At 72.0% G+C, this 12664-nt stretch carries 11 protein-coding genes; 5 read left to right on the top strand and 6 right to left on the bottom strand.

Features of this window, described 5'->3' with window-relative positions; translation table 11 throughout:
• Window positions 1-243 precede the first annotated feature (243 nt).
• The 6 genes from RBL05_RS10040 to RBL05_RS10065 form a co-directional block, all read right to left on the bottom strand.
• Window positions 244-1125 (bottom strand): NAD(P)-dependent oxidoreductase, encoded by an 882-nt coding sequence (locus RBL05_RS10040; RefSeq protein WP_308739610.1) that lies wholly within the window; start codon window positions 1123-1125, stop codon window positions 244-246.
• Window positions 1126-1189: 64 nt separating this feature from the next.
• Window positions 1190-2548 carry a four-carbon acid sugar kinase family protein gene (locus RBL05_RS10045; protein WP_308739609.1) on the bottom strand — a complete coding sequence of 453 codons (1359 nt, stop codon included), beginning with the start codon at window positions 2546-2548 and terminating at the stop codon, window positions 1190-1192.
• A 133-nt stretch (window positions 2549-2681) separates the two neighbouring features.
• Complete coding sequence (locus RBL05_RS10050) at window positions 2682-4082, bottom strand: GntP family permease (protein ID WP_308739608.1); 1401 nt, start codon at window positions 4080-4082, stop codon at window positions 2682-2684.
• Between the two features lie 251 nt (window positions 4083-4333).
• On the bottom strand, window positions 4334-5305 hold the full coding sequence (locus RBL05_RS10055; RefSeq protein WP_308739607.1) for a 3-hydroxyacyl-CoA dehydrogenase family protein: 972 nt from the start codon (window positions 5303-5305) through the stop codon (window positions 4334-4336).
• A 214-nt stretch (window positions 5306-5519) separates the two neighbouring features.
• Window positions 5520-6323 carry an SDR family NAD(P)-dependent oxidoreductase gene (locus RBL05_RS10060; protein ID WP_308739606.1) on the bottom strand — a complete coding sequence of 268 codons (804 nt, stop codon included), beginning with the start codon at window positions 6321-6323 and terminating at the stop codon, window positions 5520-5522.
• 37 nt (window positions 6324-6360) lie between these two features.
• Window positions 6361-7290, bottom strand: coding sequence for a sugar phosphate isomerase/epimerase family protein (locus RBL05_RS10065; RefSeq protein WP_308739605.1), 930 nt, complete (start codon window positions 7288-7290; stop codon window positions 6361-6363).
• Window positions 7291-7796: 506 nt separating this feature from the next.
• Here RBL05_RS10065 and RBL05_RS10070 point away from each other — a divergent pair.
• From RBL05_RS10070 to RBL05_RS10090, 5 genes are all read left to right on the top strand, one after another.
• On the top strand, window positions 7797-8015 hold the full coding sequence (locus RBL05_RS10070; protein ID WP_308739604.1) for a hypothetical protein: 219 nt from the start codon (window positions 7797-7799) through the stop codon (window positions 8013-8015).
• Window positions 8016-8112: 97 nt separating this feature from the next.
• A complete protein-coding gene (locus RBL05_RS10075) occupies window positions 8113-9831 on the top strand; it encodes a dihydroxyacetone kinase family protein (protein WP_308739603.1) in 1719 nt (572 codons plus the stop codon).
• Between the two features lie 174 nt (window positions 9832-10005).
• Entirely contained in the window at window positions 10006-10473 is a 468-nt protein-coding gene (locus RBL05_RS10080; protein WP_308739602.1) for a ribose-5-phosphate isomerase, read from the top strand.
• Window positions 10474-10695: 222 nt separating this feature from the next.
• Window positions 10696-11469 carry a triose-phosphate isomerase gene (locus RBL05_RS10085; RefSeq protein WP_318603619.1) on the top strand — a complete coding sequence of 258 codons (774 nt, stop codon included), beginning with the start codon at window positions 10696-10698 and terminating at the stop codon, window positions 11467-11469.
• Window positions 11470-11746: 277 nt separating this feature from the next.
• Window positions 11747-12646 carry a hypothetical protein gene (locus tag RBL05_RS10090; RefSeq protein WP_308739601.1) on the top strand — a complete coding sequence of 300 codons (900 nt, stop codon included), beginning with the start codon at window positions 11747-11749 and terminating at the stop codon, window positions 12644-12646.
• The last annotated feature ends 18 nt before the right edge of the window (window positions 12647-12664 follow it).

Genomic DNA, 12664 nt, shown 5'->3' on the forward strand with positions numbered 1-12664 from the left:
GCCGTCCTTGGGGACCGCGTCGACGACGTGGCGCACAGCATGTGCGGGGACCGCACCGAGCTCTGCGGCGGGCTCGGCCCAGGCGGGCACGGAGTACGGCGAGCGGCGCGTCGCGGAACCAGTCGGGCAGTCGCTGCGGGAGGGAACCCCAGGTCGAGGGGCCGCTCATGGCGATGGGGCTCTCCTTCTGGCGAGGGCCTCCGGTCTGTCGCGGGGGAGGTCCGTTCCGAGTGTCCTCCCCGATCAGCCCTCCCGCAGCACCTCGTGCACGATCGAGTCGTCTCGGCGGTCCCAGCCGAGCTCGCTGCCCCGCTGGTAGAGCTGCTGGGCGGCGGTCGCAAGCGGCACCTGCTGCCGCACCTCGTCGGCGGCCTCGGCCACCAGCCCCATGTCCTTGACGAAGATGGTGAGCGCGGAGCGGACATCGTCGTAGGCGCCGTCGACCATGCGCGCGCCGCGGTCGGCGAACATGAAGGACGCGGCCGCGCCGGTGCCGAGCACCTCGTGGACCTGGCGGAGGTCGAGTCCCATCGAATCGGCGAGCGCGAGCGCCTCGCCGGCGGCGGCGATGTGCACACCGCACAGCAGCTGGTTGACGATCTTGAAGCGCTGCCCGTCCCCGGGCCGCGGGCCGACGACGGGGGCGTTCGACGCGAGGACGTCCAGGACGGGGCGCGCGGCGGCGACGTCGGCCTCGGCGCCGCCGACCATGACCAGCAGGTCGCCGTCGGCCGCGCGGGCGGCCCCGCCCGAGACGGGCGCATCGACGATCCGCACGCCCGTGCCCTCGAGGCGGGCCGCGGTCGCGTCGAGAGCGGCGGGGCCGACGGTCGACATGATCAGCAGGATGGTCCCGTCGGCGAGCTCCCTGGCGATCCCGTCCTCCTCGCCGAAGAGGACGGCGTCCAGCTGGTCGGGGGTCGCGACCATGACGGCGACGACGTCGGCGCCTCGCGCGGCCTCGCGCGCTGTCTCCGTCGTGGCGGCGGCCTCGGCGATCGCCTCGCGGGCGGCGGGGAAGAGGTCGTAGGCGGTCACGGGCAGCCCGGCGCCGGCGAGGGCGCGGGCCATGGGGGCGCCGATCGCGCCCAGTCCGATCCAGGCGACTGCGGGGGTGGTGGTCATCGGGGGCTCCTCGGAGTCGGGTCGGCGGCGGGTGATGCGGCGTGCGCGGCGGTGTCGGCGGGGATCACGGGGCGCTCACCGCGGCCGTGAGCACGTCGACCACGTCGGCGAGGGCCTGCTCGCCGCCGACGTTGCCGGGGAAGACGACGTAGGGCGCACCCATGACCTCGTCGGGCGCCTCCTGGGCGGAGAACAGCGAGACCTGCCCGGGCCAGAACTGCCCCTCGACGCGGGCGCGACGGATCCCGAGGCCGTTCTCGGCGACCTCGTGGGAGGTGATCCCGCCCTTGGCGACCACCCAGGCGGGCTTCGCCTCGCGCACCCGGCGCACCACCTCGACCACGGCGTCGGAGACGCTGCGGGCGATGGCGAGGGACTCAGCGGGATCGTCGGTGCGCACCAGGTCGCGGCTGGTGAAGACGACGCAGTCGGAGCTGCGGAGGGTCTCCGCCACCCGCCCGGCGACGCCCGCGAGGTGCTGCTCGCGGCGCTCGTCGAGCACGGAGGGGACGTGGATCTCGAGCTCGGCGAGGGTGCCGCGCGCCTGGACGGCGCGCAGCTGCGTGGTGGTGAGGCCGACGTGGGAGCCGACGACGACGAGGCCGTGGTCGAGCCGCCCCTCCGGGATCGTGATCGAGTCGGGGTCGACGACGCGTGCGCCCTGCTGTCCGACGAGCGGCCGCACGAAGGAGGGCGCGCAGCGGGTGACGAAGGTGCGCCCCTCCGCCTCCAGCAGCGCCATGGCCTCGGCGACGACCTCGAGGTCGGTGTACTCGGTGGCGTTGACGACCACCCAGCGTCGGTCGCAGGCCCCGGAGAGGATCTCCCGCACCCGGCCTGCGCCGGCACGGATGTCCTCGAGGGAGAGGGAGAGGACGTCGTCCGCGCGCACCGCTCCCCCGGAGCGCTCTTCGAGGAAGGCGCGCAGGTCGGAGCTGGTGAACCCGAAGGTGGCGTCGCGGGCGAAGTCCGTCTCGGCGACCTCGACGGCCTCCCCGCCGACGGTGGCGTAGTGGACGTCGCCCTCCGTGAAGCGGCCCGCCTCGAGCATCGCGGGGCAGAGCACGAAGGCGTCGACGTCGATGCCGCGCGCGGCCAGCTCGTCAGCGATCGCGACCGGTTCGGCGATCACGTGCCCGCGCAGGGTCGAGTCGGAGCGGGAGACGACGTGCAGCCCGGCGGCCGGCACACCCCCGTCGAGCACCCCGGCGAGGACCCGCCGGTTCAGCGAGACCGCCTCCTGCTCGTCGAGCGCGCGCGTGTTCGTCAGCACGAAGCAGGCGCTGCCGGGGCCCTCGAGCACGCCGACGGGGAGCGCCGGATCGAGGTCGAAGGCGACGTCGATCCCGGCGACGCACTGCGAGCCGGTGGGGTCGTCGTCGAGGATCAGCAGGCGACGGTCGGAGGGCGAGGTGGCGGTCACGGGTCCTTCTTCCAGGAGGCGGGACGAGGCGGGCAGCACGGGGCAGATTCCGCTTCACGAGCAGGGCCGGGACAAGGCGAAGCAGGGACGACGAGCGCCCCTGCTTCCACCTTGTCAGATCTGCACCGGTCGTCTACGCGGCGATCACAAACACGACCGAGGACAGCGCGAAGCCGAGCAGCGAGATCGTGGTGCCGACCAGCGACCAGGTCTTGAACGTGGTGATCGTGTCGAAGCCGCAGAACTTGCCGATCAGCCAGAAGCCGGAGTCGTTCACGTGCGACCAGCCGATGGACGCGGCGCCGATCGCGATGACGACGGCGGCGACCGCGATGGCCCCGAAGTCGCCGGCCATGATCGCCGGCGCCATGATCGAGGCGCCGGTGGTCGCGGCGACGGTCGCCGAGCCCTGGGCGATGCGCATCGCCATGGTCACCAGGTACGCGGCGATGATCAGCGGGAGCCCCATCGCATCCAGGCCCTCGGCGACCTGTCCGCCGATGCCGGTCTCGGTGAGGACGCGGCCGAAGGCGCCGCCGGCGCCGGTGATCAGGATGATCGAGCAGACGGGGGCGAGCGCGTCGTCCACGAGCTCCTCGAGAAGTCCGCCCACCTGCTGACCGGAGCGACGGCGCGGGATCACATAGAGCAGCACCATCGCGGTCAGCGCGGACAAGGCCATCGCGACCGGGGTCGCCCCCACTAGCCGGGAGAGCTGGTAGAGGACGTTCTGGTCGGAGACGGAGCCGGAGGCCTCCATGGTCGAGAGCCCGGTGTTGAAGAAGATCAGCACCAGCGGCATGAGGAGGACCAGCAGGATCGCCCCGAAGGCGGGCCGTTCCTCGACCGGGACCTCGCGCGGCTCGCCGAGCAGGGCCGGCACCGGGGTGTTCGGGAAGCGCTTCGAGATCGCCCGGGCGACCAGGTAGCCGCCGAAGTACCAGGTGGGAAGCCCGATCAGAAGCCCGACGAGGATCACGAGACCGATGTCCGCGCCCATCACCGTCGCGGCGGCCGTGGGCCCGGGGTGGGGCGGCAGCAGCGCGTGCATCATCATGAACGACGCGATCGAGGGGAGCACGTAGAGCATGAACGAGCCGCCGAGGCGTCGGGCGACCGTGTAGATGACCGGCAGCATCACGATGAAGCCGGCGTCCAGGAAGATCGGGAACGCGTAGAACAGCGAGGCGACCGAGAGGGCGAGCGGCGCCCGCTTCTCCCCGAAGGTGTCCAGCATCTTGTCGGCGAGCACCTGCGCGCCGCCGGTGACCTCGATGATGCGTCCGAGGACCGCACCGAAGCCCACGAGCAGGGCGACTGTGCCCACGGTGCTGCTGAAGCCGGCGATGACCACGTCGATCACGTCGGCGACGCCGATGCCGGCGGCGAGGCCGGTCAGAACGGCGACGATCAGCAGCGAGAAGAAGGCGTGCAGGCGGGTCTTGATGATCAGGAACAGCAGGAAGGCGATCGCGACGACGGCGATCGTCAGGAGCAGCCAGACAGGCCGCTCCGCGAGGACGAGTTCTTCCACGGGAGTGTCTCCAGGGGTGTGGTGGCGGTGCTCGTCGGGTGCCGTCACGCCGGAGCGCTCGGGACCCGGGCCGACGCGCGGGTCCCGAGCGCTCGCTCGAGTCCCGGGCGTCGATGCCCGGCCGACGGGCGGAGCCCGCAGGATGGATGGGTGGGTTACGGCGTGATCCTGTCCGACGGGCAGAGCCCGCAGGACTGATCGAAGAGGTGCGGCGCGGGCCCGGCCGATGTGGTGTCGGCCGGCCCCCGTCGTCAGGAGTCCTTCGGCGTCGCCTTCGGCGCGGGACCGAGCTCGGCCAGGAGCTGCGACATCTTCGCGTAGGCCTTGTTGCGGTAGGCGATCAGCTCAGCGGCGGTCTTCTCGTCGTAGTCGCCGAGCAGGCCCTTGCCGTTCTTGACGCCCTTGCGGTCCGCCGCGACGGCGTCGGTGAGGATCGTCGGGGTGGCGAGGCGGTCGCCGAAGGCGTCCTCGAAAGTCACGAAGCAGTTCGCGTAGACGTCCAGGCCCGCCTGGTCGGCGATCGCGAAGGGGCCGAAGAAGCCCAGGCGGAAGCCGAAGGTGGTGCGAACGATGGTGTCGACGTCCTCGGCGGTGGCGACGCCCTCCTCGACGATGGAGGTCGCCTCCTTCAGCAGCGCGTACTGGAGGCGGTTCAGGACCATGCCGGGGGTGTCGGCGACCTGGGCGCCCTCGTTCCCCGACTTCTCCAGCAGCTCCTTGACCGCGGCGACGGTCTCGGGCGTCGTGGCCTCGCCCGCGACGAGCTCGACGCCGGGGATGAAGGGGGCGGGGTTGGAGAAGTGGACGGTGAGGAAGCGCTCAGGGTTCTTCACCGCGCTGACCAGCTCCTTGACCGGGATGGTCGAGGTGTTGGTGCCGATGATCGCGTCGGGGCGGGCGTGCTGCGAGATGGTGCCGAGCACGTCGCGCTTGACGTCGAGGCGCTCGAAGACGGCCTCCTCGACGAAGTCGACGTCCGCCACGGCGTCCTCGAGGCTCTTGCCCGCGGAGATGTTCTTCGCGACGAGGTCGGCGGAGCCCGGCGAGAACAGGCCCTGCTCCTCGAACTCGCGCGCCTCGCGCTGCAGGCGCTCGAGGGAGGCGTTCGCAGTGTCGACGCTGACGTCGGCGATGGTCACGTCGAAACCGGCGATGGCGAGGACCTGGGCGATGCCGCCGCCCATGTATCCGGCGCCGACGATGGTGACGGTCGAGATGGTCATTCGGGGAACTCCTTCGTCCGGGGGCGCCTCTCGGACGAGGGCGCCGGCGCTGCCACGCCCGACGCCGTCTTCGTGGAGACGTTCCGTGGGCTCGTGACAGCCATGGTAGCTATCCTATTGGATATTGACTAGGGGTGGTCCTGCGACGCGATACAGCCGCAGAACCGAGGACCGAGGCGCCTTATGGGCGCCTTGCCCCTGCCTGTCGCGAAGGTCAGTGCATGTGCTTGCCGCCGTCGACGTTGATCGACGTGCCGCTGACGAAACTCGAGTCCTCGCCGACGAGGAACGCGATCAGGCCGGCGACCTCCTCGGGCTGGCCCACGCGCTGCAGCGGGATGTTCGAGCTCATGCCCTCCTTGCGCTCGTCGGTGAGGGTGCCGCCCATGATGTCGGTGTCGATCGGGCCGGGGAGGATGACGTTCGCGGTGATCCCGTACTGGCCGAGCTCGCGCGCGAAGCCGCGGGTCAGGCCCTGCACGGCGGCCTTCGCGGCGGCGTAGCCGGTCTTGGAGAAGGTGCCGCCGCCGTCGAGGGCGGTGATCGAGGCCGTGTTGACGATGCGCCCGCCGACCTCGCCCTCGATCATGCGCGTCGCCGCGGCCTGGGTCATCAGCAGCGTGCCCTTGGCGTTGACGTCCATGACGCGGTCCCAGATCTCCGAGGTGAGCTCGAAGAACGAGTGGGGGCTGGGGATCCCGGCGAGGTTCACCAGGCCCACCACCTGCGGCAGCTCCGCGTCGATGCGGGCGAAGGCGGCGTCGACCGAGGCCTGGTCGGAGATGTCGACGCCGACCCCGATCACCTTCTGCTCCGAATCGGCGGGCAGCTCGGCGCTCAGCCCGGCGGCGAACTCCTCGACGGCCGTGCCGTCGATGTCGGCCGCGGCGACGCTCCACCCCTCGACGAGCAGCTTGCGGACGACGCGTCGGCCGATGCCGCGGGGCGCGCCGGCGCCGGTGACGACTGCGGTGCGGCGAGAGGGGAAGGGCTGGATGGTGCGGGTCTCGATGGTCATCTGGAGGTTCTCCTTCGAACGAGGTGCGGAACGGGGCTCAGGCGTCCTCGGCCAGCGCCGAGCTCAGCACCTGCCGGATGTACTGGACGTTCTCGGCGATCACGCCGAGGGAGTCGGAGCCGTAGTGCTCGCAGCAGAAAGGGCCGGTGTAGCCGAGGTCGAGGGCTCGGCGGATGACCTGGCGGTAGTTGATGTAGCCGTACTTCAGCGGCATGGGCGCGCTCGAGTAGGCGCCGGTGACCGGGTCCAAGTCGCGGGTGTAGTTCTTGATGTGCCAGAAGTTCGAGTGCGGCAGCACCTTCTCGAACATGTCCGGCCACGGCTCGACCTCGCGGTGCAGGCGCACCAGGTTGCCGAGGTCCGGGTTCAGGCCCACGGCGTCGTGGTCGACGTCGCGCAGGAAGGCGACGGCCTCGTCGGCGGTGCCGATGTAAGTGTCCTCGTACATCTCGAGGCTGACCTCGATGCCCTGCGCCTTCGCGGCGTCGCCGAGGGTGCGGATCCGCTCGATCGCGAGGTCGCGCAGCGCCGGGTCGTCGACGTGCCCGTCGGCGAGCCAGAACCAGATGGCGCGGGACTGCTCCTCGGTGAGTGCCTGCATGAAGCCGGTGTTCACGACGGTCACGCCGAAGCTCGGGGCCAGCTCGATGAAGCGCAGCGCGTCGGCGAGGTTCTCCTCGCCGTTCTCGACGTCGACGACGGAGTTGCGGGTCATGGAGATCGAGGAGAGGGTCAGCCCCTCGCCGTCGAGCACCCGACGGAACTCCTCGACGCGATCGTCGCTGAGCTTCGCCAGCGGCAGCCAGGCGTCGGTGGGGTCGATCTGGTCGACGCCGAGCTCCTTGACCTGTCGCAGCTGCGAGGCCCAGACGCTCGAGGAGGCCTCAAGGGTGGGAGTGCCGTCCGGCGTGGTGCTGCCGAACGAGAGCATGTTGGCGCCGATCGGCCAGGTCTCTGCGGTGAACATCGTCGTCCTTTCACGGGGTCACTCGTGCCATCGATCCTATAGGAACTTACGACCGATGGGAAGAGCGAAGGGAGGGGCGCCGGCGGACCCGTGCCGTCCGCGGATCGGGAGCCCCGTCCGCTCGGCACCTCTTCTGGCATGCCCGCTCTCTCCGACGACGCCTCCGACACCTTCGCCGAGGCGCTGTCGGCCGTCCCCGCGGGTTCACCGATCTCCGGCGTCACGGGCCGGATGCTCGAGCAGTTCACGGGCGGGGGCCTTGAGCCGGGTACCCGCCTTCCCCGGAGCGGAAGCTTGCGAGCGCGCTCGGCGTGGGCCGCTCGGCGGTGAGCGGGGAGCTCGCGGTGTTCGAGATCCTCGGGATCCTCGCCGTGCGCCGCGGCTCGGGCACCTCACTGCGAGGCCGAGCGAGCGAGCTGCTCCTCCAGTCCTTCAGCTGGGGCTGATGATCAGCGGGCGCCCGACCCCGCCCTGGTGACCCTCTCCGCATCGTGCTCGCGATCCCGATGTGTCTGCTCGTCCGCCTCGTCGGCAAGCGCGCGACCTCGAAGGGCTTCGCGCTCTCCCCGGAGATCGGGGAGAAGTACGCCGGCACCGGCGCCGCCGAGCTCGGCAGCGGTGGGCATGGTCGCCTCGCCGCCGTCAGGGCGGCCGTCGGTGCGTTTGACGGCGCAGCGGCCGACGGGCCTCTCCTGCCGATCGGCACCCCCTGCCCTATCGCGTAGTTTTCCTATAGGATCATTCTGCTGCGGCGCGGTGCGCCCGGCTCCCCCACGACCCCGCGCCGTCGACCCCGCACGGCAGCTCCCGGAGGAATACACGATGACGTACCTCTTCAACGACCCGGCCGCCTTCGCCGCCGACGCGGTCCAGGGCCTGGCCCTGTCCCATCCCGACCATGTGGCCGTGGTCCACGGCGGCGTGGTCCGCGCGACCGAGACCCCCGCCGGCCAGCCCGCCCTCGTGATCGGCGGCGGCTCCGGCCACTACCCCGCCTTCGCCGGCTGGGTGGGCCCGGGCATGGGCCACGGCGCCCCCTGCGGCAACGTGTTCGCCTCCCCGTCGGCCTCGCAGGTGTACTCCGTCGCGCGCAACGCCGAGAACGGCGGGGGCGTGGTCCTCGGCTTCGGCAACTATGCCGGGGACGTGCTGCACTTCGGCGCCGCGGCCGAGAAGCTGCGCGCCGAGGGGATCGACGTGCGCATCATCAAGGTCAGCGACGACATCGTCTCCAACACCCCCGAGAACCACCGCGACCGCCGCGGCATCGCCGGCGACCTGCCCGTCTTCAAGATCGCGGGCGCCGCGATCGAGGCCGGCGCCGACCTCGATACGGCCGAGCGGATCGCCTGGAAGGCCAACGACGCTACGCGTTCCTTCGGTGTCGCCTTCGACGGCCCCACCCTCCCCGGCGCCGGCGAGGCCCTCTTCCATGTGCCCGAGGGGCAGATGGGCGTGGGCCTGGGCATCCACGGCGAGCCCGGCGTGCGCGACGAGCCGATCGGCACCGCTGACGAGATCGCGACGATGCTGGTCGAGGGCGTCCTCGCCGAACAGCCCGAGCGCACGGAGGGCGGCTACCAGGGCCGCGCCGCGGTGCTGGTCAACGGCCTCGGCACCGTGAAGTACGAGGAGCTCTTCGTCGTCTACGCGAAGGTCGCCGCGCTGCTCGAGGACGCGGGCATCACCCCCGTCCGCCCCGAGGTGGGCGAGCTCGTGACCAGCCTCGACATGGCCGGCCTGTCGCTGACCCTGGTGTTCCTCGACGAGGAGCTCGAGCAGCACTGGCTCGCGCCCGTCGACACCCCCGCCTTCCACCGCGGCGCGATGACCGGCGCGGCGGAGCGCCCGCGCCGCACCTCCTTCTGGGAGGCCGGGGCCGACGAGACCCCTGCGGCGAGCAGCGAGTCCCGCGAGGTCGCCGAGAAGGTCGCCGGCGTACTGGACCTGTTCGCGGGCGTGTGCGCGCGCGAGGAGGCCGAGCTGGGCCGCATCGACGCGATCGCGGGCGACGGCGACCACGGCCAGGGCATGGCCTACGGCTCCAAGGGCGCCGCGGCCGCCGCACGCCAGGCGCTCGAGGACGGCGCAGGGGCTCGCACCCTGCTGGTCCGCGCCGGTGAGGCCTGGTCCGAGTCCGCCGGCGGCACCTCCGGCGCGCTCTGGGGCGCGGCCCTCATCGCGGCCGGCGCCGTCTACGACGACCAGGCCGGTTCGGAGGCGCGCACCGTCGTGGACGCGGTGGACGCCGGGATCGACGCGGTCCAGCGCCTCGGTGGAGCCCAGGTGGGCGACAAGACCATGGTCGACGCCGCCGCGCCCTTCCGCGAGGAGCTCGCGAAAGCCTTCACCGGCGAGAACGCGGCCGAGGCGATCCTGCAGGCCGCGGAGGTGGCCCGCGAGGCGGCCGAGGCGACCGCCGAGATCACCGCGACCCTCGGCCGTGCCCGCGTGCTCGGCGAGAAGTCTGTCGGCACCCCGGACCCGGGGGCGATCTCCTTCTCGATCCTCATGCGCGAGCTCGGCCAGCACCTGTCCTGACCCGGGCAGAGGCCTACCCTCGAAAGTGTGCAGTTCTGAACCAGTTCGGGCCCCGAAGCGGCTCAGAATCGCACCCGACTCGACCCGCCCCCGGCCTGCTGCCACCTGACCGCGTTCCATCACCCCTGGAACAGCTCCACCGACCCCTACCCCTCGACTCCGAAGGAGAACATCATGGCTCTAACCATCGTCACCGGTTCCGACAACGCCGGCTACGGCCACAAGTCCGCGCTCAAGGAGCTGCTCGAGAACGATCCCCGCGTCGAGAAGGTCATCGACGTGGGCGTGACCGGCCGCGAGGACGGCACCTACTACCCCAACGTCGCCGTCGAGGCGGCGGAGAAGATCGCCGCGGGCGAGGCGGACCGTGCGCTGCTGATCTGCGGCACCGGCCTCGGCGTCGCGATCGCGGCGAACAAGGTCTCCGGCGTCCGCGCCGTCACCGCGCACGACCTCTACTCCGTGCAGCGCTCCGTGCTCTCGAACAACGCGCAGGTGCTGTGCATGGGCGAGCGCGTGATCGGGCTGGAGCTCGCGAAGGAGCTGGTGAAGGTGTGGCTCGACCTCGAGTTCGACCCCGAGTCGTCCTCGGCGGCGAAGGTCGACGCGATCTGCGCCTACGACGGCTCCCTCGAGAAGTGAGCTGAGCCCGGGCCCCGGCTCAGAACCCCGGGCTCGGGCTCGGGATGACCGGCTCGGGCTGGGCACCCGGGCCGGCGGCGCACTCTCACCCCGAGCGCGCCCCCACAGGCCAGTTGTTCGACGTCCGGTACCAGGACCCGACCAGTTGTTCGACGTCCGGTACCAGGAAACTGGTACCGGACGTCGAACACCCCCCATGGCACGTCTCGTCGAAGGAGCATCATGTCCCCCCTCTGGATCGGCACCAGCTGGAAGATGACCAAGACTCTCGCCGAGGGCCGCGCCTGGGCCGAGGGCCTGCGCGATCACCTCGCGAGCGAGCACAGCCGGCAGGCCCCTGCCGGCGTCCAGCCCTTCGTGATCCCCTCCTTCACCGCCACCACCACGGTGCGGGAGGTCCTCGGCGAGGACTCCCCCGTGCTGCTCGGCGTGCAGAACGCGCACTGGGAGGACGAGGGCGCGTGGACCGGCGAGATCTCCGTGCCGCAGGCGAAGGACGCCGGCGCCCAGGTCGTCGAGATCGGGCACTCGGAGCGTCGCGAGCACTTCGGCGAGACCGTGGAGACCACGCGCCTCAAGGTCGCCGCGGCGCTCCGTCACGGCCTCACCCCGCTGCTGTGCATCGGCGAGAGCGCCGAGGTGAAGGAGGCCGGCGACTCGAGCGCGTTCATCCTCGAGCAGGCCGCGGGCGCGCTCGAGGGGCTCTCCGCCGAAGAGCTCGCCCGCGTGGTGATCGCCTACGAGCCGATCTGGGCGATCGGCGAGAAGGGCCGCCCCGCGACGGTCGATGAGCTCGTCGAGCCCTTCGCCGCGCTCGGAGGACGGTACTCGGGGAAGGTCACGGGGCTGCTCTACGGCGGATCGGTCAACCTCGACAACGCCGCCGGCTTGCTCGGGATCGAGCACGTGACCGGCCTTTTCGTCGGCCGCACCGCGTGGAAGCTGGAGGGCTACCTCGAGCTGCTGCGGATCGCCGAGGCGCACGCGGCGGCCTGATCCCTCACCCCGCGCCGGGATGTGCTGCGGTGGGGGCATGGACACCTCCTCCGCCCTCCCCGAGGACGCCGCCTGCCCCGGGCCTCCCTCCCAGGATCAGGGGGACATCCCCCAGGGGATCCTCACGGTGCCGCGATAGCCTGGGAGCCGTCGACGACGAGGGCCCACGCCGGGTCCGCGGCCGCGCAGGTCGCCTCCCGCGATCGCCTCGAGGCCCGACCGCAGGGCCCTCCCCGTCGAGACCTCAGCTCCGTCCACAGAGAGGTCCGCGGTTCCCATGAGCCCCCAGAGCCCCTCGCCCCGCCAGCACCCGGAACGTCCCGGCGGGACGCCCTCGCGCCCCGGCCCGCGGGCGCACCCCGGCCTGCGCGCCCCGGCGCCGCCCGCGCCCGGGTCATGGGCCGCCGGCACCGCACCCCTCGAGGGCACGGTCCATGCCCCGCGCTCCCGCTCGGTCTCGCTGCCCCGCAGGCGCGGGCGCTGGCTGACCGTCGGCGTGCCGGTGGTGCTCGCGGGAGTGCTCGGGATCAGCAGCTTCATGCTTCTCGGCGTGAGCGCCCTGGTGGGCGGGGCCGGTCTGCTCACCCCGTTCCTGGCGAGCCTCGGCATCGCCGCGGTCGCGGGCGGCGGCAGCGCCTTCCTGCTGCGCAATCGTCGACCGAGGCCGACGCGCCTGGGCCGCTCCGCGGAGGAGATCTCCTCCGGCACCCGGGCGATGCTGGAGAAGATCGTCAAGGACTCCACCCAGCAGCGCCGGCGCATCCATCGGATGCGCCGCGGGATCCAGGGGCCGACGGAGAAGCGCCTGCTGGACCGCGCCGAGACCCTCCTGCTGCGGGTCGACGCACTGCTGGGCTCGGCGGCCCTGCAGTCCCGTCGCGCCTCGGACCCCGACGTGATGCTGCTGGAGGGCATGACCGAGCGCTACGTCCCCGAGCTGGTGGGCGCGCTCGAGGACACGGTCGGCTTCCTGACCCCCGGGTCGACGGAGGACACCCGCGCCCGCGCGGCGGGGAACCTGCAGCGCATCGACGAGCAGCTCGCGGTGCTGGACGGGCGCCTGGACCGGCTCGAGCACGAAGTCGTCTCCGGCGTCTCGCGCACCCTCGACGTGCACTCGGAGTTCCTGCGCGCCCGCTTCTCGGAGCCGTCGGCGGATCCGGCCGCCGACCGCTGAGCCCCGGCCGAGACAGCG

The sequence above is a fragment of the Brachybacterium sp. GU-2 genome (assembly GCF_030866705.2).
GTDB classification, from domain to species: domain Bacteria; phylum Actinomycetota; class Actinomycetes; order Actinomycetales; family Dermabacteraceae; genus Brachybacterium; species Brachybacterium conglomeratum.

Bases quoted from the DNA above. Each gene is read 5' to 3' on its own strand.
- RBL05_RS10040 (WP_308739610.1), bottom strand. From the start codon at position 1,125: ATGACCACCACCCCCGCAGTCGCCTGGATCGGACTGGGCGCGATCGGC.
- RBL05_RS10055 (WP_308739607.1), bottom strand. From the start codon at position 5,305: ATGACCATCTCGACCGTCACCATCGTCGGCGCCGGATACATGGGCGGC.
- RBL05_RS10060 (WP_308739606.1), bottom strand. From the start codon at position 6,323: ATGACCATCGAGACCCGCACCATCCAGCCCTTCCCCTCTCGCCGCACC.
- RBL05_RS10065 (WP_308739605.1), bottom strand. From the start codon at position 7,290: ATGTTCACCGCAGAGACCTGGCCGATCGGCGCCAACATGCTCTCGTTC.
- RBL05_RS10070 (WP_308739604.1), top strand. From the start codon at position 7,797: ATGTGTCTGCTCGTCCGCCTCGTCGGCAAGCGCGCGACCTCGAAGGGC.
- RBL05_RS10075 (WP_308739603.1), top strand. From the start codon at position 8,113: ATGACGTACCTCTTCAACGACCCGGCCGCCTTCGCCGCCGACGCGGTC.
- RBL05_RS10080 (WP_308739602.1), top strand. From the start codon at position 10,006: ATGGCTCTAACCATCGTCACCGGTTCCGACAACGCCGGCTACGGCCAC.
- RBL05_RS10085 (WP_318603619.1), top strand. From the start codon at position 10,696: ATGTCCCCCCTCTGGATCGGCACCAGCTGGAAGATGACCAAGACTCTC.
- RBL05_RS10090 (WP_308739601.1), top strand. From the start codon at position 11,747: ATGAGCCCCCAGAGCCCCTCGCCCCGCCAGCACCCGGAACGTCCCGGC.